This is a genomic window from Chloroflexota bacterium (assembly GCA_011322445.1).
Taxonomy (GTDB): domain Bacteria; phylum Chloroflexota; class Anaerolineae; order Anaerolineales; family DRMV01; genus DRMV01.
The window spans coordinates 40,395-66,705 of sequence record DRMV01000041.1 but is presented as its reverse complement, the minus strand read 5'-3'; the positions used below and the strand labels follow the sequence as shown (position 1 = coordinate 66,705).

Here is a 26,311-nt window from a genome sequence, read left to right as displayed (position 1 = left end):
TCTTGCCTGTGCGCAAGGCTTAGCCGCGGCCGTGCTGCTGCAGCAGTTCGGCCACGCGAGCCGTCAACTGGTCGGGAGAAAAGGGCTTCAAAATGTAATCAACCGCACCCGCCGCGAGGCCTTCCTTGACCTCGCTTTCCTGCCCTTTGGCCGAGAGGAACACGACGGGAATATCTTTCGTGGCTTCATCAGCCTTCAACTGACGGCAGGCTTCGTAACCGGTCAGGCGGGGCATTCGCACATCCATCAACACAATGTCCGGCTGTTCCCGGCGCACGGCTTCCACTGCCTCAGCGCCGTTGGCCGTCGGGATGACCTCATGCCCTGCAAATTGCAGGGTGAAGGTGATCAGGTCGCGGATATCGCGTTCGTCTTCGGCTATCACAATTTTCGCCATGGCTCAAGCCTCTCCAGCGGAATCTTCGTGCTCGGGGGTAAAAACCGGTAAAGTGAACGAGAAGGTGCTTCCCTCGCCGGGCACACCGGTGCTTTCCAGCCAAATGCGCCCGCCGTGCATTTCGACCAGGGTCTTGACAATCGCCAGCCCCAGGCCGGTGCCGGCAGAAGCCATCACCAGGGAATTTTCACCCCGGTAGAACCGCTCGAACACCCGTGGTTGCTCTTCGGGGGGAATCCCCACGCCGGTGTCTTGCACGTCGATCTGCACTTCATCGCCTTCCCGATGCGCCCGCACCCACACATGGCCGCCATCAGGGGTGTAGCGGTAGGCATTTTCGACCAGGTTTTCGGCAATCTGGCGAATGCGCTCCCGGTCGCCATACACCGGCGGCAAATCGGCGGGGATTTCAGCGGTGAAGGTCATTTCACGGCCTTCCTCGGCAGCCCGCCGCTGTTGTTCAGCCAGTACGTCGCGCAGCAAGGCAACCAGGCCCACCGCTTCGGGCATCAGCGAGACGCGCCCGGCCTCGATGCGGGAAATATCCAACAGGTCGCCGACGAGCAGGTTGAGGCGGTCGGTGTTGTTCTTGACGGTCTCCAAGAAGCGCCGCTGCTGGTCGGTAAGCGGCCCCGCCGCACCCATGAGCAGAATATCCACATAGCCTTTGATGGCCGTCATGGGGGTGCGCAACTCGTGGGAAACCGTTGCCACGAACTCCGACTTCAGGCGATCCACTTCTACCTGATGGGTAATGTCGCGGAAGACTGAGACCGTGCCCAGGAAATCTCTGCGGAAGAACACCGGCGCCAGATGCACCGAAATCACCCGACCGTCTTCCAACTCCAGGCGTTCTTCGTAGGCCACATCCTGGTCACGGTAACTTTCGGGGTCAGCCGACCAGTGATGGATAGTTTCCATCCATTGGCGGCCGGCGCTGCCAAAAAGGCCAACGAAATGGTCGAGGGGGCGGTCGAGGGTTTGCTCGGCCGGCAGCCCCAAGATGCGCTCGGCAGAGGGGTTGAAAAGGGTAATCGTGCCCTTGCGGTCGGTCACCAACACGCCGTCGGCAATAGCCTCGAGGATGGCGCGTGCGCGGCTGGCTTCCACTTCCTGCTGGCGCAGCAGTTTGCCCAGGCGCTCGGCCTGCTCACGGATCAGGTTGAAGAGTTCGGCGTTGTTGATGGCAACGGCAATTTGCCGGGCCGTCGCCGAGGCCAGGTCGAGGTGATATTCGGTGAAGTGATGAGGTTGTGAATGGAAAAGCAGCAACGCGCCAAGCACATCTTGCGCCACCACCAGCGGCACCCCGATGACGCTTCGGTGGGAAATCGGCAGACCATGCGGCTTTTTGCGCCAGCGGGGGTCTTTTTCCAGGTCGGGCACCAGCACAGGCTGGTTGTGCTCGATCACCCAGCCAGCCAGGGAATCGCTCGCCGAGACATCGGTAGGGCGCCCACCGAGGGGCGGCTGCTCGGCATAGCCACGCCCCGCACGCAAGAAGAGCGTTGGCGCATCGGCGCGTTTTAGCAAAATGCTGCTTTGCTCGGCGCTCAATGCCTCGTTGAGCAGGTCAAGGGTGCGGTTGAGCACCTGGTCAAGGTCGAGGCTGGCCGAAAGTTCGGTAATGATGTGCAACAGCGTTTGCGCGCGGTGGTGTTCTTGTTGCAACTGGCGGGTGCGCTCGGCGACACGGGCTTCGAGTTCCTCGGTGAAGCGACGGCTGGCAGCATAGAGGCGGGCGTTTTGCAAAGCCACCGCGGCCTGCTTGGCCAGGGTTTGGGCAAGTTCAACCTCGTCGCTGGTAAGGCTTTCTTGCGCCGGCAGGTGAATGAACAACGCCCCAAACAGGTCTTGCCCTGCCGGCAACGGCACCACCGTGACCTTCGGCGCGTGCCGTGCGAGGATGTCTTCCAGCGGGGCTAAACGCGGGTCGGCGTGAACGTCGGCGTCGGCCAGCACACCCAACGTTTCGGCCAGGTGGGTGAAAACCGGCGCAGCAGGCCAGGGTTGGGGCAGCGTTTCACCTTCCGGCGCGGGCGCTGCCGCCAGCAGGGTAGGCGTTTCATCTTCCAGCAGCACAAAGGAAACCGCTCGCCCCGCCAGCGCCTCGTGCAGGCGACGGGTGGTGTATTCGGCAATGTAAGTGGGGTCGAGGGAAGCCGAAAGTTCGGCCGTCACTTCATAAACCAGCGCCAGGCGGCGGGTGCGGTGGTCCAGTTCTTCGGCGTGGCGGCGGACTTCTTCATAAAGGCGGGCATTGCCCAACGCTGCTGCCGCCTGACCGGCAAAGGTCTCGGCCGTTTCCACCCAGTCGCGCGTGAAGAAGCCCGGCTCGCGCTTCTCGAGAGCGATGACGCCCAGCACCTCGTCTTTGAACCGCAGCGGCAACCCCAGCCAGGAACGGTTGGGCATGGCTTCCGGGGCTGGGAAACGATCGTCGGCGTGGGTGTCTTCCACGGCCAGCGCCTTGCCCGAGGCCAGCATTTCCTGGAACAAGCGGCTGTCTTCCACTGCAATCGTGATGCCAATGAGTTCATCGGCATTGGGGAAGCCGCGCGCATCCCGAACCCGCAGGCGGTTGCCTTCCCGCAGCCAGAGGGTGCCGCCATCGTAAGGCAATACCGCCGCCAGTTGTTCCAGCAGCGAGGCTTCGACCTCTTCCAGCGACAGGCTGCGCGCCACCAGCCCCGCCGAAGCATTGGCCAGAGCGTGCAACTGGGAAGCGCGCCGCTCCGCGGTGTGCAGCAGGTGGGCGTTTTCCAGGGAAAGTGCCGTTTGCCCGGCCAGCGAAACCACCAGCGATTGGTCTTCACGGGTAAACGCCGCCGTAGCGTTAAAATTATCCAACACTATCACGCCCAGGGGGCGTTCACCGGCGCGAATGGGCACCATCATGCTGGAAACCGGAATGCGATCGGCCGTGGCACGGCGGTAAGCCGTCAGGGCTTCCGGCGAAAGGGGATAGGCCGCGGCGAAATCCAACTCGCCGATGCGCCGCGCCTGCCCTTCCAGCATCACCTGTACGGGCAGGCTCTCTTTGGGGAAGGTGATGGCGAGCATGGCCTCCGCGTCGGCATAGCCACCGGCGACCTGGGGCTGCAACTCTTCCCGCTCGGGGTTCCAAAGGGCAATGAAACCAGCGTGGGCATGTTGCAAAGCCCCCAACGTGCTTTCCATCAAGGTTTGCAAAATGCGCTCGGGGTCAAGCACGCCCAACTGGCGGCTAAAGGTCAACAGCAGGTCTACCTCTTGCAAGCGGCGGGAGGTGTGCGCCAGCAAATCGAGGTTCTGGAGCACAATGCCCACCTGCCGCCCCAGCAGGCTGAAGATCATCTCGTCCTGCGTGGCAAAGGAAGGCGTGGGCGTGGTGGAGGTCGCCAGCACAATGTGACTGACCAGCGCGGCCTGGCCGTTTCCACCTTGCGGCTCGACCAGCACCGGGAAGGCCACGAAACTCTGCGCTTGCAGGCGTTGCAGCAACGGGGAACGCTGCCATTCTGCCGCCCGGTCAATGTCGGGGACGACCAAAACTTGTTTTTGATGGAATACTTCGGCCAGGGGGTTGCGTTGCCCCAAGAGCATGTCGAGTTTGAGCGCAGGGGGCAATTCCCCAAAAGTGTGCAGCAACCGCACGCCGCCTTCTTCCGTCCCCCCCGGCACGAAGGGCGTCGGTTCGGCAATCAAAACGTAGTTGAAGCCAAAACGCTCCATCAACTGGCGGCCCAGAGCATGCAGCACACTGGTATGGCTGGGCTGGCGGTTGAGCAGGGTGGTGATTTCCAGGCTAATGCGCAGGCGCTCGGCCTGGCGGGAAAGGGCATACCGGTCCAGCGTTTGTTGCAGATCTTTGTGCAACCAGCGGGGGATGTCGTTCTGCGCCTGACGGGCGGTGGCTTCGGCTTCTTCCACCCGGCCGGTGAGGTGCTGACGCTCGGCATCCCACGCGACGGCCAATTGCTGCATTTCGAGCAGCAAGGCCGCGGTGGCAGCCAGCAGCCGCAGAATATCTTGCGTGGGGGCATCGGGGCGGCGGGCATCGCGAGGCGCATCGAGGTAAAGCAACCCCAACGGCTCACCCTGCGTGGTGCGCAAGGGGACCATCAACAGGTCCCGCGGGTGCCAGGTTTGCGCATCGGCACGGGCGGGCATGGGCCGGCTCACGCGCGGCAGGGCCAGGCTGGCCGGCAAGGGGGGGCGTTCCTCACGGGGGATGAAGTACACCCCGCCGCGCTGGAAGCGGTCTTCCAGCAACAGGCTCAGGTCGTCCCATCGGAAGGGTTGCAGCGTCTCGAACCCCACCGAGGCCACCGGCTCGAGGAGGCCGTTTTCCGCCCCGAGGCGGGCCAGCAGCACCGCATCGAAGCCGACCGCGTCGCGCACCAGGGCCACGAAGTCATCCAGCGCCTGCTGCGGCGCGCTGAGGGGATGGGCTTTCTGCAAATAGGCCTGCAACAATTGCAAAGCCCGCACCTGCCGCTGGAGGGAAAGGTTTTCCTGGAAGAGGGTTTGCGTGTGCAGCGCCCCGCCAACGGCCAGGGCAATGTGCTGGGCCAACAGACGGGCAAATTGCTGCCGCGGGCCGCTGAAATGGTTGGGATGTTGGCTGTGCAGATGCACCACCCCCACCACGCTTTCCTGGTAACGCAAAGGCAGGGAAAGCGACGACCGCACCCCTTCGTGAGGTTGGGGGTAAGACGCCACATGGTAATCGGCCACCTGCTCCGGCATTCCCCGCTCCAGCGCGGCCAGGTCCAAGGGGTGCAGGCGCGGCTCACACGGGCCGCCGGTATGGTGCAACACCTCCCAGTGTTCCCCGTTGGCAGCAACCACCAGCGTCTGACCGCAATCGGCTTCGGTCAACGCCACAATTTGTTTATGGGCATAGGCCAGCAGTTGTTCCAGCGAAGAAAATGCCGCGAGTTCCCGACTCAGGCGGGTCAGGGTGCTCAGTTCCTGCACCTGAGTGCGCAAGGCCTCATCGCTGCGGGTCAAAAGGCGCTGCCGCTCAACCCCCACGGCCATTTGTGCGGCGGTCGCTGCGGCCAGTTGCAAGTCGTTGCGGTCGAAATGGCCGGGCTGCGGGTGGCCGAGCAAAATTTCGCCCATGCTTTCGCCGTGCGCTTCCAAAGGCACCACCATCGCCGAGCGCACCTCACCCAGCGCCTTCAGCAAAGGCCGGTAAGCCGCGATCACCCGCTTGTCGGCCAGCAAATCGGAAGAGAGGAAGGGACGTCCGGTGCGGCTCACCGTGAGGTGGAAATCGGGGGCGTTGGCTGGAATCACACCAATGGCGCGCGCTTTTTCAGGCGAGATGCCATACAACGAAGGCTCGTGGGGAGCCAGTTGGGTCTGATGCTCATCGAGCAACAAGACGGCAGCATAGCGGGCGTCCACCAGGCGAGCAAGTTCCACCAGCGAGAATTTGAAAAGCTCGTCGAGGGTGGCAGGAGAAGCCGTCAGGCTGGCAATGCGGCGCAGGGCTTCGGCGCGGCGGGCACGCTGGCGGGCTTCCTGAAAGAGCACGGCGTTTTCCAGCAAGGGGGCAACTTGCGCGGCAATCAGGGTCAGCACTTGCAGGTCGTTGTCGCCAAAGGCGTCGCCGCTGGGCTTGTTCGCCACCTGCAGGAAGCCCAGAAAACGCCCCCCCGCCATCAATGGATACAGCACGCTGGCGTGAATACCGGCCGTGCGGCTGAGGTCAGCCAGGCCCAAAACCTGCCAGCGGTCGTCGTCGGCAGCCTCTTCGGTGACCAACGGTTCGCCGGCCATGAGCAGCGTTTCGGCCTCACTGCCCGCGGCAATGCGCGTTTGATAAGCCGCGACGAACCCCTCGGGCAGCCCTTCAAACGGCCACTGCGCCGCCAGGGTGCGGTGCACTTCATCGTAAAGCAGAAAACCCGCCACCTCCGCCGTCAGCAACGGGCGGATGTTTTCCAAAATGCGGGCAATCAGTTCCTCAACCTGACGCACCCCACCCACAGCACGGGCAATCCCCGCCAGGCTGCGGAGTTCTTGCAAGCGGCGGCGGGTTTCGCTGAACAGGCGTGCATTGTGCAACGCCAGGGCCACTTCGCGCGCAATCAACGAGAGGAATTCCAGGTCGGCAGGGGTGTAAGCCGCCGGGGCCAGCGATGCCACCTCTAACGTGCCGACGACCTCATCGCCCACCTGCAACGGCACCCCCATGTAAGCGCGCACCGGGTAACGGCGGCGGTCAATGGCCGCGGGCACGGGGGTGTATTTGTCGATGTCTTCCAGTAAAAGCGGCTGGCCCTGGCTCACCAAATAACCCGTCAGCCCTTCGTCGGGGGCATAACGTTCCGCTGCAGAGACAGGTTCAACGCCCTGCCCGGTCGCCATGTAGCGATGGGGCACCAGCGTCTCCTGGCGTTCATCCCAGAGGGTAATTTCCAGCAAATCCGAGGGCAGCAAGCGGTCTACGGCAGCAGCGACGGCTTGAACGGCTTCGTCGAGGTCAAGGCGACCGCCAATTTGCTCCCCCAATTCAACCAACACTTCCAACGCTTCTGCGGTGGGGGCCGTGCGCGTCTGGCCCTGACCATCGTCGGCAGCGAGCAGGTGAAGTGGACGCAAGGTCACCACCAACGCTGCTCCCCCCGCGTAAGGCACAGCGTAAGAAGCGCCTTCCAGCGCCATCGTGCTCAAAGTCAGGCGGGCGCGCCCCGGTGTAGCACACAAACGGATGAATTCGTCGGCCGGGCGAATGCGCTGCGCCAGAAATTCCAGCGGCGGCTGGTCTTCCAGGGTCAGGCCGAACCATTCGCGCGCCCGGGCATTGAGATACCCCACCCGCCCCCCTGCCAGCACCACCAGCACGGCTTCGTCGTCGTTTTGCAGGTGAGCAAACGCGCCTTCTGAAACGGTAAGGGGCATGCCCCCGCGCGTCGCCACATCCCCCAAGCGCGTCATCGTGCGGGCGACAAGCCACAGGCCCGCGCCGATGATGGTCAATGTAATGCCCAGCGCAACGGCTTCGGTTCCGAACATGGTTTCCCCTCAATCCAGGGGGCAATCAGGGGGCGGCGATCAGTTCTCGGTAGGCGTATCTTTACGGCGGGCTTCCGCAGCCAGTTCGGTGATTTCCCGAATATCGGCAAACTGGTATTGGGAAGGCGAAACAATGCCCATGGAAAGCGTCATCAGCGGGACTTGCCTGGAAACACCATTTTCTTCCACGGTGATGTAGCCCTGCTCGCGATCCATGAAGTTGTAATGGCTTTTGACTTCTTCGGCAAAGCGTTCTTTCAAACGGGCACGAATGGCCGGTGCGGATTCTTCGGCCGTAATGACCACAAAGTTCTCGTCGCCGGGGTGACCGATGAAGTCTTCCGGCGTGCCGAGTTCATCCACCACCTCGTTGAGCAACATCGCCGTGAAGCGCAACACATCGTTAGCCGCCACGAAGCCATACACCTCGCGGAAGGCGTCGTAGTAATTGATGCGAATATCCATCAACGCCCAGCCGTCGGTGCGGATGATGCGGCGCAGTTGCTCTTCGATCAAACGCCCTGCCGGAAGGCCAGAGCGCGGGTCGGTGAGGCTTTCCCGCTCAGCGCGGCGGATGGCATTTTGCACCCGCAGGCGCAGTTCCTCAATGTCGAAAGGTTTGGTGATGTAGTCGTCCGCGCCAAGTTCCAGCCCCTGCAGGCGGTCGCTGCGCTCGTCTTTCTGGGTGAGGAAGATGACCGGAATGTGGCTGGTACGGGTGCTGGTGCGGAGACGGCGGCACACTTCATAACCGTCGATATCCGGCAGCATAATGTCCAGCACAATCAGGTGCGGCATGCTCTGGCGCGTCTTCTCCAAGGCATCGGAGCCGCGAGGGGCCAGTTCCACCTCGTAGCCCTGGCTGGAGAAGTAGATTTGGAGCATATTGGCAATGTCCAAATCGTCTTCCACCACTAAAATGCGAGCCTTGCTCATAACCTACCTCCCTGCTCGCGACGCCCGCCGTTTCTGGGCTGCGGCGCGCACCCGAGCGATGTGTTCGGCGGTCACCGGCTTTTCAAACGACCGGAAACCACTCAAGCGAAAACCGTGCTTGCTTGCTATGTGAGCAATTTCTTCCACCCGTGCGAGGGAAATTTCTTTGCCTACGGTGTAATCTTCAAAGCGGCCTTCCAGGGCAAGCGCCATGGTCTCGGCCATGCAGGCGTAGGCTTTGCCGGGCGGGAAGCCAAAATCAAAATGGAAATCTACCGGGCCGGGCACTTCCACCATCCCGCCGTCAATGACCAGCACGTCGTCGCGCACTGCGGCGACCTGGGCAGAAACATCGCGCGGCCGGGCAACGTCGCACACCACGCTGCCGGGTTGAAGGTGCTCCGGCTCAACCACGGCATCCAGGGCACTGGTCACAGTGAGAATGAGTTGTGCGTGGCGCAGGTCGCCCATATCGGTGCTCACGCGCAAGCGGGCGCGGCCGCCATTGGCGGCGATGCGCTCGCGCGCGGCTTCCAACGCCGTGCGCCGCCGCCCTATTAAGTATACCTCACCCACCCGCCGGGCAATCAGCGTAGCAGCCACACGCCCAATGGCGCCCGAAGCCCCCACCACCGCGGCCGTCGCCTCGGCCGGGGGAATATCCATCAAGCGGGCGGCTTCCCACACGGCGTCGACGGCAATCGCCACGGTGTACGAATCGCCCGTGGTCACGGGCACATCTAACGCTTTGGCTACCGTCAAACCGCCGTCGCCAACCACCGAAGTAAAAGCACCCAGCCCCAAAATTTTGGCGCCCAGCCGCTCGGCCAGGCGTCCGGTCTGGATGATTTTGCGGTATACCATCCGCTCGGGCAGTTCCAGCATTCGCCTGGGGGTGTAAGGGCAGGCAACAAACCACCCCTTGATTTCCTTGCCGGTAGCCTGAGAGACAATGCCGGTGATCTCGGAAATATAAACCGGCGGGAAGAAGGTAGAGAAAAAGTCTATCTGCCGCTCGGTGAGGATGCGCCCCAAAAGCGGGAACTTGCGGCTGACATCGCGTTTGGGATCGATGGGATGAATGATGAAAGCGAAAGTATCCACGGTTCACCAGGTATGGGAAGCATCTTCCCCAGGACGGGGGTAAAGGCGAGGATGGCGGTGGCCGCCGCGCAGATGGTGATGGTCGCTTTCCTCGTAGGGGACGTCCTTCATAATCACTCGCCGCTCCGGCGAGGCCGCCAGCACGACATCCGATTCGATCATCCGCGCGGGGTAAATCACCAAGCCGGAACCCAGCCGGCAGTTGTGCCCCACACAGCCGCCCAACACCGGACGGTTGGCATCGCGCAACAAACCATGCCCATCGCGCGCCTTGATGGGGGCTGAAATCAGGTTGAAGTCGGTAAACGTGGTGCCGGCACCAATGAAGGTGTTGCGGCCAACCACACACATTTGCAAGCAGGTGTTCTGGGCGACCATGCTGTTATCCATCAACGTGGTCATGAACAAAGCCGCGCGGAAAGGCAGGAAAGCGCCATCGCCCACGACCGAGAGCAACAACTGGCAACCCTGGGAAATGTTGACGTTATCGCCGATGATGCAATTATCGACCACGGCGCCAGCCCCGATGGTGACATTGTCGCCGATGAGGGTTGGGCCGTGGATGACCGCCGTGGGGTCAATCACAACGTTGCGCCCCACCACCACCAGCGGCGACGAAGAGAGCACCTGCTTGCCCTCATACATCGCCTTGGCAAGCACTTTCAGTTTGAAAAACGGGTCTCGGTTGAGGTGCGCCTCGAAACGCGCCCCGCGAGCAAAAACGCCAAACACCACGTCGGCAATGAAAATATGCACCCAGCTATCAATCGCCAGCAGGGCGCGCAGCGGCACCTGAAACACCAGGTCGCCCTGCTCGGTCGCCATGTAGGTTGGGACGTGGTAATAGCCGATTTCCCGCGCCTGCAGGTCAATCACCAACGGCTCCGGCTCTTCGTCGGTTGCCGTGCCGTGGGGGTAATACCACAGGTCGGCAAGATAAATGTCGCCCTGCTGGGTGTAAGAGACCGAAAGGGGCAAAGCGTGCTCGCGAAAGGCGGGGTCGTCGGCAGCAAAGGCTGCCCGCACCGGCTTGCCGCGCTTGCGAGCGGCTTCCAGGAAGGCGCGGATGTAGAATTCGTCGAACAAGAGATTGTCGCGATAGACGATCGCTTCTTCGCGCACAGGGGGAAGGCGGCGACCGGCGCGAATTTCAATCTCCCGCTCCACATACGGCGTGAGCACGTCGCGCTGCGCCAGCCAGAGCGGTTTGTTATGAACCCGCAAGTCGCGTGCTGGTTCATTGAAAGGCGGAATATGCCGGTCGTCACGCAGAATAATTTTGAGCATAGAAAGCGCTCGCAGGACAACCTGAAAGGGGAATCCGCCACAAGGGCGGCATCAATGCAGGGGGCGGTGGGGAATGTGAAACGCGGCGGGGTGGTCGTCCGTCGTCTGCACGGTAAACAACCGTCCGCCGCTCAACCAGTACAGCATTTCTTGCAAAAAGCCCTCCCACGGGGTGCAACGGTAGGCAGCCTCAGCGTGCGGGGGGACAAAAGGGCACCGCTGAGGAAGCCAAAGCACCGCGCGCGGGGCCGATTCGACTTCCACAGCCAACCCAAACCAATCGGAAGCCAACCCTGCCAGGTGGCGAAGCCCTACGGCCATTTTTCGCGGCCAGGGCGAAAAGCGGAACGCCACAGCCTGGAAAGGGGGCTCTTCAGCAATGTGAGGGATCATCTGGCGGGCAAAAGCGCGCCCAATGCGCAGCCCTACCCCCAGGCCCGCGGCTTCCCCATAACGGTCGCAGAGCGCCGGCAGCAGATTTTCCCACGGGCGCTGGGGACTTTCCGGCTCGGGCAGCGTGCTTTCCGGCCCCAAAATTTCATGCACTGCTGTCTGCCAGGCCCGACGTACCGCCTCGTCGGTGGCAACCGCTTCGGCCTGGGGCCTCATGCTTCCAACACCTCCGTCAGGGGTTCCGGAGGACGCTCACCTTCCAGAAAAGCGTGCAAATAAGCCATAAAGGCGCGGGGCTGGTCGAGCATGATGAAATGCCCGGCTTCTTTGAAGCGGACAATTTCAGCATGGGGCACGCCCCGTTTGAGCGCAATCCACTGGCGCGGGTTGACGATGACATCTTTGCTGCCATACATGCCCATCACGGGCACTTTGATTTGCGCCAGCGAGGCTTCGAGGTTGGTGCGCCGCAGTGAGGCAATACTATGCAAGAAAGATTCCAGCGTGGTCTGAGAAAGGTCGCGGTCCATCATCTCAGGCCAACGCGGGTCTTTGGTAATCATTGGCGAGGTCAGGCGAATGCCCAGTTTGAGCAAAGTCATCTGGTGATAGACCAGGAAAGCCACCGGACGGTAGCCGGCCAGTTTCAACGAGAGCGAAAGGGAATTCCCATTGATAGGCGAGCCAATGACCACCACCCGGCTGACGCGCTGCGGGTAGCGAATGGCGACGCTCAAAGAAACCGTGCCCCCCATGCTGTGGCCGACCAGGGGGGCGCGGCTGATGCCCAGTTGCTCCATGAACTGGTCCACCAGGCTGACGAAATCGGCAACGTCATAGGAATCGCGCTTTTTGCCCGATTCGCCGAAGCCCCAAAAATCCAACGCATACGCGCGGTAATAGCGCCCCAGGTAAGTCATGGTTTCCTGCCACACGCCCCAGGAGCCTAACCAGCCGTGCAGCAAGATGACGGGCTTACCGCGCCCGAAAACCTCATAGTGAACAACACCCTGATCGGTGGTGATAGAAGACACGATGGCCTCAATGGTTAGGATGCCGAGGAAGGTGAGAAAAGCGAGGCCTGAAAGCCCCGCCCTTGCTCGCCGGTACACAAGACCGCTGGCCGCCGTTCTCGCCGGGCGGCGTGAGCCGTGGCAAGGCTACGCCTGGCCGCCGTCAATTTCCTCCATGATGCTGAACAACAATTCCAGCAACACTTTTTTCACCGATTCTTTGTCGGTTGCCACGCAGGGCAGCAACTTCACGCGGGAATCCAGCCGCAGGGCAATGCGCATGTCTTCCAGGTCCCAGGCGTCCTCCATATCTTGTTTGTTGGCGGCCACCACGTAGGGCGTAGGCGCGTAGGCCCGGAAGGTCTCCAGAATGCTACGAGCCTCTCGGAAGGTCTCGGGGCGGGTGCTATCGACCAGCACAATAAAGCCCAACATCCCTTCAGAGAGGATTTCCCACATAAAATCAAAGCGACGTTGCCCAGGGGTGCCGAAGAGGTAGAGCACCAGGTCTTCGTCGACGGTGATGCGGCCAAAATCCATCGCGACGGTGGTTGTATCTTTCACCCTTTCGGCCTCACTGGTGATTTTGCGTTCCGTCGCAACCACGTCGATCTCGCTCACTGTTTGGATGAAGGCCGTTTTGCCTGCGTTGAAGGGGCCGGTCACCACAATTTTTACAGTCTGCATGGCATAATTCCTCGGTCAAAAATCATTGAAAGGGGACTTCCAAGGTGCTTAGAGGCCGCGAATGCGGGAAATCAGACGATTGACCAGCGAGCGCTGTTCGTCTTTGGTTTTGCCTTCCAGAGCAGTATGAATGGGGCGCGGGGGCGCCGGTTTGTGTTCAGGCCGCACGAGTTCCACCAACCCGGCCTGGAGCAAACCATATACAATGCGACGGATTTCCAGGTCGTTCATCTTGGTGGCGCGGGCAATTTGGCGGATGGTGTTCTTGGGGTTAATGAACGAAACGACCCGCCACTCTTCCACGCTCAGGCTCAGCTTGCGCAGGTTGGTGTCGGGACGGTCGGTGAATTTGAGGGCCATATCCAGGTCGGGGATTTCATTTTGCAGTTGTTCCCATTCCCGCAACTGGCGCGCGCCCTCAATGATGAGGTTTTCCAAATCCACCCGCACGAGAATGCGGCCGGGGGGCGGCGGCGCTTTGCCGTCGAACTCAAAATACCCTTCAGCCCATGCAAAAAGGCGTTTGACCACGCCCACATAGGCCGCTTGCAGGCATTGTAAAATCTCTTCCTGGGATAGATAGCCCGCATTGACCAGCAACAGCCCCAACGCCTTGTCGTTCATCGGCTCTTTACGGGCTTTGATGGCTTTATATTGCCCCGCACTGAGTTTCTTTTCGCGATAGAGCACCGAAGCAAGGTCGTTAGGCTGGTGGCTCATCGCGGCGTAGGCCAGTTTGCCTTCCCGAAAATAAATTTCCGCTTTGGCCTCTGCACCGCGGATGTATAACATCCCTGTTTTGCGGGCCAGGTTGACAAGATTAAGCAATTGCGTGATGGAAAAATCACGCAAGTTTCCCTTGAGCGCCATGATGGCTCCCTGATGGATAGCATTTTGCCCGCGGCACCACCTGCCACGAGCGCGAAAGCAAAAGAATTATACTTGTAACCTCGCGGGGCGTCAAACGCGCCCGGCCGCTCTAAGGTGGGGCTCCCCTCTTTACTTAAGCGCCCGCCTGGGTTTCCGAAACCTCGCCCGTCGCTTCCTGACCGGAAGCAAAATCCCCCAGGCGCAAGCGCACCTGGGGGCGAAAGGGGCACAATCTCGGGAGCAGGCGCGAACTGGCTTGGCGCCCCGCCGCCCAGCCTCATTCCAGATAATAGGTCATCCGCTGCAGCGGAATGACGGGGTCGAGATACTCCACCCGCACGTCTTCGGGCAGGGTGAGATGGATAGGGGCATAGTTGAGAATAGCCCGCACACCGGCAAACACCAGGGCGTTCGCGACTTCCTGGGCCGCCGCGGCGGGGGTGGCAATCATGCCAATCTGAATGCCCGCCTCCTGCACGCGACGAGCCATGGTGCGAATGTCTTCCACCACCAAATCGCCCGCCTGGCTGCCGATTTTGGCGGGGTCTTTGTCAAACGCCATGGCAATGCGAAAGCCGCGCTCAGCAAAGCCTTTGTAGCGCGCCAAGGCGTGTCCCAGGTCGCCCACACCCACCAGCACCACATCCCACACTTTATCCACGTGCAAATGGCTGCGCAGGGCTGCAATCAACGCTTCAACAGGGTATCCCCGCCCTTGCTTGCCATATTCGCCAAACATCGACAAATCTTTCCGAATCTGGGCTGCCGAAACACCCAACCGCTCGCTCAACTCCTGCGAAGAAATGCAAGTCAGCCCCTCCGCCAGCGCGTGTTCCAAAGCCCGCAGGTAAATCGGTAAACGACTGACAACAATATGGGGAATTTGGCGGCTCATCATAAACCCTCTCCCTGGGCAACAGAATGACTTGAGCATAATTTACCAGATTTCAGGCATTTGTGCAAATTGGTACAAGCCCCCTGCGCCCTGCTCACAACCTCCTGCGTTACCCAAGGCTATGGCAACATCGCATGATGCCAGAACACGACAAGCCAGGGTGAGCCCGCAATCAACCCCAGCAGCACCAATCCACCCATCACGAAAACAACCCGGCGCGCCGGTTGCGCCCGGCCGCGCCAGCGCAAACGCAGCCCCATCCACGTGCCACCCCAGATCGCCAGCGCCAGCGCCGACAACACCGGCCGCGTCCACTGGCAGGGGGCGCCGATCACCGTGATCAGCCATGCTCCCACCGGCATCACCAACCCCAAAGCCAAAATGCCAACGCCAGCAGCGGTCATCGCAGCGGCTTCCCGCCCGTCCATGAATTCTTCCTGATGAAGCGGCAATGCCATGCTTTGTCCTCACCAAACTCAGTGGTAGAAAATGCCTTGCGCCGTCATACTACCCAACAGGGCAGCCAGCAAGGTGTTACCCAAAGCCACCGTCATCAAAACCCACAACCCGCGGCGATACCAGGTTGGGGTCAACGCGCGTCGGCGGGCGCGCCGCGCCAGATACACGCACGTCGTGGCCGCCACAGGCACCATCATCCCCCAGGAAGCCATCCACGGCAACCCCAGGCTGCGCCACCCCGCGTGCCCTGCCGTCCACGCTTCGGGGTGAACATACATCACCACCATGCCGCTCAACGGTGTGAGCCAGGCAAAAAACAGCATACTTGCCCACCCCCACCGCTGTAACGAAGGCCGATGTTGCCGCAGCCACGGGCGCACCTTGCCCAACTTGCTGCTATACGAGACGCACAGCACCGTCAGCACCACCAGGGGCAGGCCGAAGATAATTCCATGAAGAAACGACCAGCGCAGCATGGCCCCTCCCGCCAAGTAACGAATAAAAAACGGCAGCACACCTACTGCTACCGTTGTCATTGTAGGGGGTTTATCCACCGCTGTCCAGCGATGAATGGCACCCCTTTTTTGGGCATTTGTCACGTTTTTAGCGGCGCCGCTCCCAAAGGCTGATGGTTTCGATGTGATAAGTCTGGGGGAACATATCGAAAGGCGTGATATGCACCAAACGATAGCCGTGGCGCGCCATACGGCGGCCATCGCGAGCCAGGGTCGCGGGGTCGCAAGAAACATAAGCCACCATCGCGGGGGCAAGCGCCATCAGGCCATCCAATGCCGCGCGGCTGAGGCCGCTGCGGGGCGGGTCGAGCACCGCCACATCCGGCTGGAAGCCCTGGGCAGCGAGGTGTTCCAGCGCCATCGCCGCCGGGGCTTCATAAAGCGCGACATGGTCGAAAGCATCTAAATTGGCGCCAAAATCATAGCAGGCTTCCGGCGAAGACTCCACCGCCACAAGTTCCCCCACCTGCGGCGCCAGGAAAGCACTGAACAGTCCCACACCACTGTAAAGTTCCAGCAGCCGGGCACGCGGCGTCAGCGGCAGGTGTTCCAACAGGTGGTCGATCATGGCTTCGGCCACCGCGAGGTTGACCTGGAAGAACGAAGCCGCCGAAACGCGGAAAACCTTTCCTTTCACCTCCATAGGCAGGAAGCCACGCCCCGCAAGCACAAAGGCTGCCCCTTCCGGGTTGGTGTACACCGCCGAAAGGGGGAAATCCACCTGGAAGGCAGGCGGCGCGGGGCGCTGCCCCCGCAGCCAAAGCAACACCTCATCGCCCGCCCCCACCCGCAGATGGACACGCTCCACACCGCTTCCGGCTTCCAGCACCAGGTGCGGAATGAGGTCGCGCAACGGCTGGGCTGCCAGCAGACAATCTTCCGCGGGCACAACCTCTGCCGAGCGGGGGGCGCGAAACCCCAGTCGCCCCTCCGGCGAAAGGTGCATCTGGATGTGGTTACGATAGCCCCACACGGCAGGCGAAGGCACCGTGGGTGCCACCGCGGGGTCGGGGAACTTGCCAATGCGGACGAGTTGATCGCGCACAATAGCCCGCTTCGCGGTCAATTGAGCCGCGTAGGCCACGTGCTGATAATGACAACCGCCACAACGCCCATAAAGCGGACAACGAGGCGCAACCCGGTCGGCAGCGGCTTCCAAAAGCGCCGTAACTTCCCCGCGGGCGTAACGGGGCTTGTCTTCCGTCAGGCGCACGCGCACCCGCTCACCGGGGAGGGCCAACGGCACGAACACAGCGCGACCGTCTTCCAGCCGCCCCAGCGCCTCACCGCCATAAGCCCAGGTTGTCAGTTGCACCTCATAAGTTTCGCTCATACCGGGCTTCCAAAAGATCACCGCCGCCTCGCGCGGGTCAATCGATTTCCCCGGCCACGGCCACCGCCAGGCGGTCGGGGTCGAGGTAACGGCGGGCTGTTTCCAGAATGGCTTCAGGCGTCACGGCGCGCACCAGATCGGCAAAGCAGCGGTAATAATCCAGCCCCAGGCCATAACGCTCCATGGTCAGCAGTGCGCCCGCCACGCCGTGATTGCTCTCAAAACTCAGCGGCAGGCTGCCGATAATGCCGGCCTGGGCGTCGGCCAGTTCCTCGGCCGTCACCGGTTCGGTCGCGAAGCGGCGGATTTCAGCGATGATGAGGTCGAGGGCTTTTTCCACGTGCTGCGGCGCAACGCCGGCGTTGACCTCCCACGGGCCGGGACCATAGCCGCCGTGCAGTTCAGAGTAGGCGTAGTAGGCCAGCCCGGCCTGCTCGCGCACCGCGTCGCCAATGCGTCCCATGAGGCCAAAGCGCCCCAAAATCGTGTTGCCGACCATCGCGGGCAGGTAGTCGGCGTCGGCACGCGCCGGGCCTGCGGCCCCCACCACCACATCGCACTGGCTCTTGCCGGGGATGGGCGCATGGGCACGCGCGGTCTTTTCCAACGGGCGCAGGGGCGGCAGTTGAGGCGGGGCAGGCTGCCCCGGGTTCTGCCATTCGCCCAGGGCCGCGGCGACGGCTTCCACCGCCGCCTCGGGGGAAACCGCCCCGACCACCGCAATCACCATGCCGCGCGGGCCATAGTGCGCCCGGTGGAAAGCCGCTACATCGTCGCGGCTGATGGCCTGAATGGTCTCGGGGTAACCCTCATCGGGGCGGGCGTAAGGATGGTCGCCGTAGACCAGACGGGCGAAGACCAGTTCGGCCATTTCGGCGGTATCTTGCGCCCGCAGCGCCAAAGAGGTCAACCACTGGGCGCGCAATTTCTCCACTTCGTTGGGCGGGAAGGTAGGACGGCGCAGGGCCTCATCCAGCAGGCGCAGCAACAGGGGCAAGTCTTCGGCCAACGCCTTGCCGCTAAAGCCGGTGGTGTGGGTATGCCCGCTGAAAGCAAGGCGCGCCCCGTTGGCTTCCAGCAGGTCGTAGAGGCCGTCGAAGGTGTAATGCTCGGTGCCGCGCAGCAACATGCCAGCGGTGAAGCGCGCCAGGCCAAGTTTCTCATCAGGGTCAAACAGCGCGCCCACCTGCAGGAAGCCGCTCAGCACCACCGACTGGCTCTGAAAGTTGGGGCGCGTCAGCACGGTGATGCCGTTGGGTAGGGTGGTGCGGGTGATGTCGTCAGGGCCGGGAATGGAACGAGTGAGGGTCATGGTTTAGTTGAAGTGGCGCGTAAGCCGTTGCCAGAGGTCGTCTTTCTGGCCGGGGACGAAGGGGGTATAGAGGCTCAACCGGTCGGCAAGCCCACGGTAACGCTCTTCCAAAGCCGCCGGCAACTCGGCGGGGGAAGCCACGACGGCAAAAGTGTGCAGCATTTCGTCGGAAACCAGCGCGGGCATGGCTTCCCACTGGCCGCGGGCAGCGAGGGCGGAAAGCCGCTCGGCCACATCTTCCCAGCCATGCAAGCGCATGACCCGCCGGTAAGAAGGCGTGCTCGCGTAGAACGCAATCTGCGAGCGCACGAAATTTTCCTCTTCGGCGTCGGTCACCACGAAAGCAGTCAGTTGAATTTGCGGGCGGGGACGCGTCGCCTTGGCCGCGCCCTCGTTGATAGCCGGGAGCAGCACTTCCTGCAGGTAGCGCACCGTGTGGAAGGGATGCACCAGGAAGCCATCGGCGGCCTCACCCGCCAACCGCGCCAGCCCGGTGTTGACACCCGCGATGTAAATGGGAATATCAGGGTGCTCTATCGGGCCAGGGTTGAAAAACGGCGACATCAGCGTCAGTTTGTAATATTCGCCGCGGAAATTGAGCCTTTCACCGTGTTGCCAGGTGCGCCAAAAAGCACGAATGGCTTGAATTTCTTCCCGCAGTTTGCCCACCACCGAGTCGGGCCATGCCATGCCAAAGCGGCGGGTGATGTGTGCCTTGACCTGGGTGCCCAACCCCAAGATGAACCGGCCACCGGAGACCGCGGCCAGATCCCACGCGGTGTAGGCCAGGTCGGCGGGGCTGCGGGCAAAGGCAATCGCCACCGCGGTGCCCATTTGCAAACGGCGGGTGTGTTCGGCAATCAGCGGATGCGGCAGAAAGGGGTTGTGCTGCGTCTCGGTCGTCCAAATAGCAGCGAACCCCGTCGCCTCGGCAGCCTGCGCCACCGGAGGCACATCGCGAAGCGGTAAAGGGGGAAGGGAAGCATCGAAGTGCATAGGCATCAGAATGGGAAAAGGGAGGAATCAGGAATTAGGAATTAGGGGGAAGGCCAGCATCAGGTTTTCAGCCACCAGACGGGTGTTGACATAATGGTCCACATCATCGAGGGCCTGAAGGATGGCCTGCACCACGGCGAGCGCGCGCTCCGGCGGAACGACAGCCGCCAGGGCTTCCAGATGCGCGCGATAGTCAATGTTGGTGAGCGCCGAGGGCGCGCCGGAAGCCACCATGAGCACATCCCGCCAGAAGGAAAGCCACACTGTCAACAACGCCACCAGGGTAGAACGGTCTTTGGCGGCGTCTTCGGCAAAGGCAAACCGGCGGATGCGGTCGGCGGGGAGCAGCGCCAGCAGGTTTTCCAGGGCTTCGGTGCGGGCTTCCAGCAGTTCGGGGGTCTGGTGCAGGCGCAGGGCATAGCCCGGCCTGCCGCCGGAAAGGTGCGCCAGAAATTCAGCCTCTTCCGCCGGCATGCCGTGGCAGCGCTGGAGCGCCTCGGCCAGGGCCGCGGGGTTGAGGGGGCGCAGCCGCAGCACCTCGCAGCGGGAAACCACCGTGGGCAAAAGCGCTTCGGCGCTTTCCGCCGTGAGCAACAGCACCACATGAGGCGGCGGCTCTTCCAGCGTTTTGAGCAAAGCATTGGCCGCGCTGGGATGGGCTTCCTCAAAGTTGAGCAACAACGCCACCCGATAAGGCGCCGCCCGCGGCGTCAGCGCCAGCAAACGCTCCAGTGCACGGATTTGCTCCACCTTGACGACGCGCGTGCCTTCCGCCCGCCGGACAATGTGCAAGTCGGGGTGCTGCTCGCTGGCTATCTGACGGCAGTTGCGGCACACGCCGCAGGCTTCCCCCGGCGCGGGGGGCTGCTCGCAGGTGAGCGCCTGGGCCAAACGCAGGGCGAGGGTGCGGCGGCCTACGCCGTTGGGACCGGTGATGAGGTAAGCATGGCGTACGGCCCCGCGGCGAATATGCCCCTTCAGCAGTTCCTCAGCCCACGCGTGCCCGATCAAATCCCACGCCATGCCCCCATTGTAGCCGAAAGCGAGGCAGAAGCCAAGGGGAACCGTTTGCTGCCATTCCCTCCCCTGATATAATGGCGGCACGCTTTCTCAGCCTGGCGGCAGAAAAATGATGCCTTCCGAGACCTCCCCTGCTTTTACCCCTCCTCACCACCCCGGCACTGCGGTGCAGATCGCGGCTGCCGCCGTGCTGGCGGCGGGTGCGGGCGTATGCTATTACCTCGCGGCGCAGCCAGCACGCGGCGGGCTGGCTTTCCTGCTTTTGGGGCTGCTTCTCACCGCGCCGCTGCCGCTGCTGCTTTACGGCGCGTATGCCCTGCAGCGGGCAGCCTACACCGTAAGTCGCGACCGGCTGGTGCTGCAATGGGGCTGGTGGGTGGAAGAAGTGCCCTTGCAGGCCGTGGTGTGGGTGCAAACGGCCGAGGCGCTGGAAACGCCGCTCCCTCTGCCGCGCGTGCGGTGGCCGGGCAACCTGACGGGCGAGCGGCAGGCAGGCAACCTGCGCTTTACCTTCATGGCCGCCCAGCCACAAGGGCTGGTGGTCATCGCTACCGAAGATCGCCGCTTTGTGATTTCACCCGCCGACCCTGCGGCCTTCCTGGAAGCCGTGCGGCGCGCCGCCGAGGAAGGCTCGCTGGAAACCGTGGCACCCGTCTCGCACCGCCCCACCCGCTGGCTGAACGCCATCTGGCGCGATGCTTTCGCCCGCGCGCTCTTGCTGACGGCCTGGGGCGCCACCCTCGCCGCCGTGATTTGGAGCAGCCTGGCCGCCTCGAGCCTGGCAGGGGGGAGCAGCGCCGTCGCCGATGACCGGGCAGTGTTGCTGGCAGCAGCCGCCGTGCTCTTCCAGGGCCTGAACGCCGGGCTGGGGCTGTTTGCTTACCAATCCCCCAGCCGCCGAGCCATGGCCTACCTCATCTGGGTGGTCGGTGCAGTGGCTGCCGTGGGCTTTCTGGCCTCGGTAGGCGTGGTGCTGCTGGGGGGTGCAGGATGAGCCTGTTCGCCCAGGTGGGGCTGGGCAGCGCCGCGGCCGCGCTGGTGGCGTGGGGCGCTTATCGGGCGCGGGCGCTGGCTTCCAGCGGCGCGTGGGCTGCCCTGGTCGTGGGGGGACTGGTGTTTGGCCTGGGCGGTTGGGCCTGGGCCGCGTTGCTGCTGGTTTTCTTCATCTCTTCCAGCGCGCTTTCGCACCTTTTCCGCCACCGCAAGCACACCCTGAGCGAAAAGTTCGCCAAAGGCAGCCAGCGCGATTGGGGGCAGGTAGCCGCCAACGGGGGGCTGGCGGCGGCGTTAGCGGTGTTCCACGCCTGGCAGCCGGAAGCCCGCTGGGCGTGGGTGGCTTTCGCGGGGGCGTTGGCCGCCGTCAACGCCGACACATGGGCAACGGAAATCGGCGTGCTTTCCCCCTGGAAGCCGCGCCACATTCTCACAGGCCATCCCGTGCCGCCGGGGACCTCGGGCGGGGTCTCCCCCGTGGGGCTGGCGGCAGCCTTTGGCGGCGCGGCGCTGCTTGGCGGCTGCGCTTTGTGGGGCGCCCCCACCTGGGCCACTGCGCTGGCCGTAACCCTCGGCGGATGGGGCGGCGCCTTGCTGGATTCCCTGCTGGGGGCCACCGTGCAGGCCATGTTCTTTTGCCCTGCCTGCCAAAAGGAAACCGAACATTCGCCGCGCCACACTTGCGGCACGCCCACGCACCGGCAACGGGGGTGGCGCTGGATGAACAACGATGTCGTCAACGCGCTGGCTTCCGCCGCAGGAGCGGCGCTGGCCGTCGCGGTGTGGGCCTGGTTGCAATAAAAAAACCGCAGGTTGCCTGCCCCTCGCTGCAACATCCTGCGAATGAGCAAACAACCTGCGGTCTCATAGCCCCCCACGGGGCGCAGCGCCTTTTACGGCCTCAGGCGGAAGTTGATGAGGGTAATGTTCTCCTCACACGAGTCGTGGGTATCAAAGTAAATCTGCGGGGAAACCGGCAAACCGTTGGGGTCCACCAACTGAATGTAAAGGGTGTGGCTGCTCGCAATGGGATGGTCTGCCAGTTGAATTTCGTAACCACCCGGCCCGAAGTTGGTGGCCGTGCCGCTGATGGTGTAGAGTTCCACCGGCGTGCCTGCCAGTTCCCCTCGCACCATGACGTTGATGACCACCGGCTTGCCGCTGGCATCCAGTACCTGGCCGGCCACACTCAGCCAATTACAACCCTCGGCGCTGTGGAACACCTTGCTGGTGCTGTACGTCGGGGTGCCGGGCTGGAGTTCATAGGGGTATGGCGTAGGCGAAAGGGTTGGGGTGGGCGGCACCGTCGGGGTAGGTGTCAGCGTCGGCGCCGGCGTGGGCGTGCTCGTCGGACTGGGGGTAATGGTAGGCGTTGGCGTCCAGGTAGGGGGAAGCGTGACCACCGGCAGGGTGGCTGTGGGGCTCGGGAAACTGAGCGTCGGCGGCAGCGTGGGCGGGGGAAAGGGGTTGAACGGCACATAAGGGTTGATGAAGACCAACATGAAGCCGCTCAACATGCACAGCGTCGCCACCACGATCAGCACCGTGAGCAAGTTCCAGATCCAGCCCGAAGATTTTTTCTTGCGTTGGGGTTCGTCGATAAATTCCAAAGACATGAGCGCCCTCTCTGCTAAGGCGAAGGGGTGAGCAAAATACGCAAGGTGCTGTTCTTCCGTTGTTGCTGCAGCCAGGCCTGCACCGCGGCCATTTGCAACTTTCGTCGGGCATCAGGGGAAAGCGGGCGGGTTTCGCGGCCTTCCACTTGAATGATGTGGTAGCCCAACGGTGTCTCAATAATGCCGCTCACCTGCCCCACCTTCAGCGAAAACGCGGCGGCTTCCACTGCCGGTTGGGTCAAATAACCCCGCGGGAACCAACCCAAGTCGCCCCGCCCTTCGGGGTCGTAGGCCGCCGCCAGGGCTGCAAACTTCTCGCCCTGATTCAGGCGGGTCAAAATATTTTCAGCCTCTTGTTTATTATAAACTAAAATCTGCCGGGCATGCACCTGTTCCGCTTCCGCAGGCACCTGGGCAGCAATGTGCTGCACCATCCAGGCTGCAGCCTGGGCCTGTCGCAGCGCCTGCAAAAAACTTGCCCGGGTGTAACCCTGCTTTTGCAAAAAGGTTTGCAAAGCATCCTCACCGCCTGCTTCCTGCACGGCCTGCTGCCACAGGGTTTCATCACTGGGCGGCTGGAAGCCTTCCCGGTAAGCGGCCTCGGCGAGCAACATGCGGTCGATCATGTCGTTCAGCACCCGCGTGGCGCTTTCCTGCGGTGCGAGTTTCGTGCCAACTTCGGCCTCAGCGGCGCGGAAGCGCGCCATTTCGGCCTGGAACTCGGCAAGGGGAATCGGCGTTCCGTTCACCACCGCGGCAAGAGGCACCGGCGTGGGCGAAGGCTGAAAAGGCGTGGCGCTCGGCGAGGGGGAAGGGGAAGGCGATGCCGGTGCGGCCTTCCCGCAGGAAGCCAGCCCCAGCATCAACACGGCCCCCCAAAGCCAAAGCGTGCGCATGGATTTATTCATAGCGAATCGGCTCCACACCCTCGCGGGCGCGAGAGGGTTCCCGCCGCAAACCGCGCGGGTAATAAAAAGTCTGCCGCAAGTGGTCGGTCAGCGGGGCCTGGGCGGTGCGGTAGCCGCGGTAAGTGCCCCAAAACTGCATCAGCCGGAACCAGAAAATGCTGCCCAGGTTGCGCCACAACACCCCCTGACGGGCAGCGTGATACAGGTCGCTGGCGATGTTGGCCGTGGAAAGGCGCACGAAATCCCACAGCGAAAAGCGGGCTTCGGGATAAATGCGCTTGAAGGCCATCGCTTCGCGGCGGTAGCGGTTGAGCACCTTGCGGGGCGTCTCTTCGTGAACATGCACGATTTCTGCCTCGGCCACATAGGCCAGGACATAGCCCTGCGCGATGGCCCACTGCGCCCAGGCCAAGTCTTCCAGGCCGGTGAGGGTTTCGTCGTAGGGGTGCTGTTCCCACAGCGCCCGGCGGATGGCCGCGTTGGCATTGTTGCAGAAGGGGTGCCGCTGGCGCAAATTCGTGGTTTCGGGGAACCAGCGGGCGAAGATCTGGTGCTCGGAAAACTTCGTGCGGTGGTCGCCGCGCTGCTTGCCGTAAGTGAGCGCCACCTGCGGGTCGGCAAAGGGCGCCAGCAGGCGTTCCAGCCAGTCGGGGTACACCGGATAGACGTGCGCGCTGGCGATGACGATGAATTCCCCGCGGGCGTGCTGAATGCCCAGGTTGAGCGAGCGCCCAAAGGTGAATTCCTGCGGCGCAATGTGCACCACCTGCACGGGGTAGCGGCGGGCGATGGCCACGGTGGCATCAGTAGAACCCGAATCCACCAGGATGATTTCGCAATCCTTCACCGTCTGCTGCATCACGCCTTCCAGCAAACGGCCGATATGCTTTTCTTCGTTGTAGGCGCGAATCACGAGCGAGCAAAGGGGCGTTTTCATAGCATTCATCGCTTCAATTGAGGTCGAACAGCCCAAACACCTCGCCATCATAGCGGAAGGTCGCCGCGGTGCCAATGTAGGGGTTGATGGCGGCATAAGGGCGCGCCCATTTTATCCAAAAACCGGCAAAAATGTAACGCACGCCCAGGCGGCGAAGGTAAGCGCGCTGTTTTCCTGCCTGCCAGGCGCGCAGGTAGGCCGGGGTGCTGATGAGGCCGTCCATGTTGACGATGCGCCTCCCTTGCACGAAATACCCTAACGCGCCCGCGCCGGGGGCGGCAATCACGGCGCCGGGAGGCGTGTGGGCTTCCACCCAGCGAGCCTGGGCAAGGTAGGGGTGCAGGTGGTCGTTGTGGCGGGGGAAAGTGCGCCCCATCCAGCCGAGAAAAAACACCGCCAACGCGGCACTCAACACCGCGGCCACGGGGAAACCCGCTCGCCGCAGCGCAGGCCATTGGCGCGCCGCCCACGCCCCAGCGCCCGCAAGAAAAGCCGCCCCAACAAGCGCCACCGCCATTTCTTCAGGCAGCCAATACCAATCCCGTAACGGCAACATGCCCGAGAGCACCTTCATGTAAAGCCAGTGGCCGCCGGCGAGCAGCGCCCAGGGCAGCACTACGCCGCGGCGGAAAGGCGCAGTCCATGCTTCCGGCAGGGAGGCACGGCGGGCAAACCGCCACAGCAGCCACCCGGCCGCCAGCGCCGCCACCCCACCGACCAGCGCCGCGAGCAACCAAAGGTGGTAACGCTGCCAGAAAGCAGCAGGAGAAGCCAGCAGCCGTGCGATAGCATGTTCCAGCCGAAAGCGCACGGCCATGCGACCGTACACCGTGCCATCCAGGCCGCCCCACCAGTGCTTGACCAGCGAACTGATGGGCATCCACACCCCCACCACCAGGCGGCTCCACAGCAAAAACGCCCCCACACCAAACAGCCCCGGCGCGCCGAACCGCCACGCCAGCCGCAGCAGGCGGCGGAAAGGCACTTTCCTCTCCCACCACCAGCGGCCCAGCAGCCACAACCCCAGCCCGGCCACGATGAGCGCGTTATCCAGCCTGCTCAGCATGGCAAAGGCCGCGGCCCAGCCCAGCCGCCGCACCGCCGCGGCATCGTCGGGCTGGGGCCAGACCGCGGCCCAGGCCGTCCACAGCCACGCCAGGCTGAGCGCGTTCAGGCTGCTTTCCATGCCGCCCGCGACGGTGGTCATGTAGAGCGGCGGCCACAAAGCCCACCCTGCCGCCAGCAACAACCCCACCGGGCGGCCAAAAACACGCGCACCGGTGCGCCCCATCACCCACGCGGTCGCGGCCATCAGCACGCCGACCACCACCACCAGCACCCGCAGCGGCACGAGCAGCCCAAACCAGCGGCTCAGCGCAAAGATGGGCACACACACCGCCATCCAGAGGGGATGAAAGCCGTTGGTCGCGCCGGTGCCGTCGAAAGTCACGCCGTGGCCGAGGGCAATGTTCTGCGCCGTTTTGAAGTAATAAAACGCATCGTCGAAGTGGAACCAGTTGAGCAGGCTGTTGGCCGGCGTCAGCGCCAGGTAAAGGTGTGCAGCCAGAACCACCGCCACCACGCCCCACAAAGCCGCATCCCACGGCAGCCGCTTCCAGCGCGCCATGC

At 62.9% G+C, this 26,311-nt stretch carries 22 protein-coding genes; 2 read left to right on the top strand and 20 right to left on the bottom strand.

Going from position 1 to position 26,311, the window contains the following annotated elements; translation table 11 throughout:
- Positions 1-19: 19 nt before the first annotated feature.
- The 16 genes from ENJ54_08580 to holB form a co-directional block, all read right to left on the bottom strand.
- Positions 20-397: a response regulator gene (locus tag ENJ54_08580; protein HFC09886.1), complete on the bottom strand. Its 378-nt coding sequence runs from the start codon at positions 395-397 to the stop codon at positions 20-22.
- Between the two features lie 3 nt (positions 398-400).
- Positions 401-7,408 (bottom strand): GAF domain-containing protein, encoded by a 7,008-nt coding sequence (locus ENJ54_08575; GenBank protein ID HFC09885.1) that lies wholly within the window; start codon positions 7,406-7,408, stop codon positions 401-403.
- 39 nt (positions 7,409-7,447) lie between these two features.
- Positions 7,448-8,344 (bottom strand): response regulator, encoded by an 897-nt coding sequence (locus tag ENJ54_08570; protein ID HFC09884.1) that lies wholly within the window; start codon positions 8,342-8,344, stop codon positions 7,448-7,450.
- 3 nt (positions 8,345-8,347) lie between these two features.
- Positions 8,348-9,448: a shikimate dehydrogenase gene (locus ENJ54_08565; GenBank protein ID HFC09883.1), complete on the bottom strand. Its 1,101-nt coding sequence runs from the start codon at positions 9,446-9,448 to the stop codon at positions 8,348-8,350.
- 3 nt (positions 9,449-9,451) lie between these two features.
- Complete coding sequence (locus ENJ54_08560; protein HFC09882.1) at positions 9,452-10,735, bottom strand: multidrug transporter; 1,284 nt, start codon at positions 10,733-10,735, stop codon at positions 9,452-9,454.
- Between the two features lie 51 nt (positions 10,736-10,786).
- Positions 10,787-11,344 (bottom strand): hypothetical protein, encoded by a 558-nt coding sequence (locus tag ENJ54_08555; GenBank protein HFC09881.1) that lies wholly within the window; start codon positions 11,342-11,344, stop codon positions 10,787-10,789.
- Complete coding sequence (locus ENJ54_08550) at positions 11,341-12,240, bottom strand: alpha/beta hydrolase (GenBank protein HFC09880.1); 900 nt, start codon at positions 12,238-12,240, stop codon at positions 11,341-11,343. The genes ENJ54_08555 and ENJ54_08550 overlap by 4 nt, the downstream gene beginning before the upstream one ends.
- A 48-nt stretch (positions 12,241-12,288) precedes the next feature.
- The gene (locus ENJ54_08545) at positions 12,289-12,828 is read right to left on the bottom strand and encodes a GTP-binding protein (GenBank protein HFC09879.1); all 540 of its coding nucleotides are present in this window, start codon (positions 12,826-12,828) and stop codon (positions 12,289-12,291) included.
- Between the two features lie 48 nt (positions 12,829-12,876).
- Positions 12,877-13,698 (bottom strand): DUF4388 domain-containing protein, encoded by an 822-nt coding sequence (locus ENJ54_08540; GenBank protein HFC09878.1) that lies wholly within the window; start codon positions 13,696-13,698, stop codon positions 12,877-12,879.
- 277 nt (positions 13,699-13,975) lie between these two features.
- Positions 13,976-14,596, bottom strand: a complete 621-nt coding sequence (locus ENJ54_08535; GenBank protein ID HFC09877.1) for a redox-sensing transcriptional repressor Rex — start codon at positions 14,594-14,596, stop codon at positions 13,976-13,978.
- Between the two features lie 116 nt (positions 14,597-14,712).
- Entirely contained in the window at positions 14,713-15,051 is a 339-nt protein-coding gene (locus tag ENJ54_08530; protein HFC09876.1) for a hypothetical protein, read from the bottom strand.
- Between the two features lie 18 nt (positions 15,052-15,069).
- Positions 15,070-15,528: a hypothetical protein gene (locus tag ENJ54_08525; protein ID HFC09875.1), complete on the bottom strand. Its 459-nt coding sequence runs from the start codon at positions 15,526-15,528 to the stop codon at positions 15,070-15,072.
- A 127-nt stretch (positions 15,529-15,655) separates the two neighbouring features.
- Positions 15,656-16,900 (bottom strand): class I SAM-dependent RNA methyltransferase, encoded by a 1,245-nt coding sequence (locus ENJ54_08520; protein HFC09874.1) that lies wholly within the window; start codon positions 16,898-16,900, stop codon positions 15,656-15,658.
- 37 nt (positions 16,901-16,937) lie between these two features.
- On the bottom strand, positions 16,938-18,212 hold the full coding sequence (locus ENJ54_08515; protein ID HFC09873.1) for an insulinase family protein: 1,275 nt from the start codon (positions 18,210-18,212) through the stop codon (positions 16,938-16,940).
- A 3-nt stretch (positions 18,213-18,215) separates the two neighbouring features.
- Positions 18,216-19,214: a TIGR03617 family F420-dependent LLM class oxidoreductase gene (locus ENJ54_08510; protein HFC09872.1), complete on the bottom strand. Its 999-nt coding sequence runs from the start codon at positions 19,212-19,214 to the stop codon at positions 18,216-18,218.
- Between the two features lie 21 nt (positions 19,215-19,235).
- The gene (gene holB / locus ENJ54_08505) at positions 19,236-20,231 is read right to left on the bottom strand and encodes a DNA polymerase III subunit delta' (GenBank protein HFC09871.1); all 996 of its coding nucleotides are present in this window, start codon (positions 20,229-20,231) and stop codon (positions 19,236-19,238) included.
- Positions 20,232-20,337: 106 nt separating this feature from the next.
- On the opposite strand from holB, the gene ENJ54_08500 reads away from it, so the two are divergent.
- Positions 20,338-21,222: a hypothetical protein gene (locus ENJ54_08500; GenBank protein HFC09870.1), complete on the top strand. Its 885-nt coding sequence runs from the start codon at positions 20,338-20,340 to the stop codon at positions 21,220-21,222.
- Positions 21,219-22,022 (top strand): DUF92 domain-containing protein, encoded by an 804-nt coding sequence (locus tag ENJ54_08495; protein HFC09869.1) that lies wholly within the window; start codon positions 21,219-21,221, stop codon positions 22,020-22,022. The genes ENJ54_08500 and ENJ54_08495 overlap by 4 nt, the downstream gene beginning before the upstream one ends.
- Positions 22,023-22,114: 92 nt before the next feature.
- Here ENJ54_08495 and ENJ54_08490 read toward each other — a convergent pair whose 3' ends face one another.
- From ENJ54_08490 to ENJ54_08475, 4 genes are read right to left on the bottom strand one after another with little or no spacing between them, the layout of a single operon-like run.
- Positions 22,115-22,837: a hypothetical protein gene (locus ENJ54_08490; protein HFC09868.1), complete on the bottom strand. Its 723-nt coding sequence runs from the start codon at positions 22,835-22,837 to the stop codon at positions 22,115-22,117.
- A 14-nt stretch (positions 22,838-22,851) separates the two neighbouring features.
- Positions 22,852-23,745, bottom strand: a complete 894-nt coding sequence (locus ENJ54_08485; protein ID HFC09867.1) for a hypothetical protein — start codon at positions 23,743-23,745, stop codon at positions 22,852-22,854.
- Positions 23,738-24,682: a glycosyltransferase family 2 protein gene (locus ENJ54_08480; protein ID HFC09866.1), complete on the bottom strand. Its 945-nt coding sequence runs from the start codon at positions 24,680-24,682 to the stop codon at positions 23,738-23,740. The genes ENJ54_08485 and ENJ54_08480 overlap by 8 nt, the downstream gene beginning before the upstream one ends.
- A 13-nt stretch (positions 24,683-24,695) precedes the next feature.
- Positions 24,696-26,309 (bottom strand): hypothetical protein, encoded by a 1,614-nt coding sequence (locus ENJ54_08475; GenBank protein ID HFC09865.1) that lies wholly within the window; start codon positions 26,307-26,309, stop codon positions 24,696-24,698.
- Positions 26,310-26,311: the final 2 nt, after the last annotated feature.

Excerpts from the sequence above, each read along its gene's own strand:
- ENJ54_08580 (HFC09886.1), bottom strand. The coding sequence starts at position 397 with ATGGCGAAAATTGTGATAGCCGAAGACGAACGCGATATCCGCGACCTG.
- ENJ54_08575 (HFC09885.1), bottom strand. The coding sequence starts at position 7,408 with ATGTTCGGAACCGAAGCCGTTGCGCTGGGCATTACATTGACCATCATC.
- ENJ54_08570 (HFC09884.1), bottom strand. The coding sequence starts at position 8,344 with ATGAGCAAGGCTCGCATTTTAGTGGTGGAAGACGATTTGGACATTGCC.
- ENJ54_08560 (HFC09882.1), bottom strand. The coding sequence starts at position 10,735 with ATGCTCAAAATTATTCTGCGTGACGACCGGCATATTCCGCCTTTCAAT.
- ENJ54_08555 (HFC09881.1), bottom strand. The coding sequence starts at position 11,344 with ATGAGGCCCCAGGCCGAAGCGGTTGCCACCGACGAGGCGGTACGTCGG.
- ENJ54_08545 (HFC09879.1), bottom strand. The coding sequence starts at position 12,828 with ATGCAGACTGTAAAAATTGTGGTGACCGGCCCCTTCAACGCAGGCAAA.
- ENJ54_08540 (HFC09878.1), bottom strand. The coding sequence starts at position 13,698 with ATGGCGCTCAAGGGAAACTTGCGTGATTTTTCCATCACGCAATTGCTT.
- ENJ54_08535 (HFC09877.1), bottom strand. The coding sequence starts at position 14,596 with ATGATGAGCCGCCAAATTCCCCATATTGTTGTCAGTCGTTTACCGATT.
- ENJ54_08530 (HFC09876.1), bottom strand. The coding sequence starts at position 15,051 with ATGGCATTGCCGCTTCATCAGGAAGAATTCATGGACGGGCGGGAAGCC.
- ENJ54_08525 (HFC09875.1), bottom strand. The coding sequence starts at position 15,528 with ATGCTGCGCTGGTCGTTTCTTCATGGAATTATCTTCGGCCTGCCCCTG.
- ENJ54_08520 (HFC09874.1), bottom strand. The coding sequence starts at position 16,900 with ATGAGCGAAACTTATGAGGTGCAACTGACAACCTGGGCTTATGGCGGT.
- ENJ54_08515 (HFC09873.1), bottom strand. The coding sequence starts at position 18,212 with ATGACCCTCACTCGTTCCATTCCCGGCCCTGACGACATCACCCGCACC.
- ENJ54_08510 (HFC09872.1), bottom strand. The coding sequence starts at position 19,214 with ATGCCTATGCACTTCGATGCTTCCCTTCCCCCTTTACCGCTTCGCGAT.
- holB (HFC09871.1), bottom strand. The coding sequence starts at position 20,231 with ATGGCGTGGGATTTGATCGGGCACGCGTGGGCTGAGGAACTGCTGAAG.
- ENJ54_08500 (HFC09870.1), top strand. The coding sequence starts at position 20,338 with ATGATGCCTTCCGAGACCTCCCCTGCTTTTACCCCTCCTCACCACCCC.
- ENJ54_08495 (HFC09869.1), top strand. The coding sequence starts at position 21,219 with ATGAGCCTGTTCGCCCAGGTGGGGCTGGGCAGCGCCGCGGCCGCGCTG.
- ENJ54_08490 (HFC09868.1), bottom strand. The coding sequence starts at position 22,837 with ATGTCTTTGGAATTTATCGACGAACCCCAACGCAAGAAAAAATCTTCG.
- ENJ54_08485 (HFC09867.1), bottom strand. The coding sequence starts at position 23,745 with ATGAATAAATCCATGCGCACGCTTTGGCTTTGGGGGGCCGTGTTGATG.
- ENJ54_08480 (HFC09866.1), bottom strand. The coding sequence starts at position 24,682 with ATGAAAACGCCCCTTTGCTCGCTCGTGATTCGCGCCTACAACGAAGAA.
- ENJ54_08475 (HFC09865.1), bottom strand. The coding sequence starts at position 26,309 with ATGGCGCGCTGGAAGCGGCTGCCGTGGGATGCGGCTTTGTGGGGCGTG.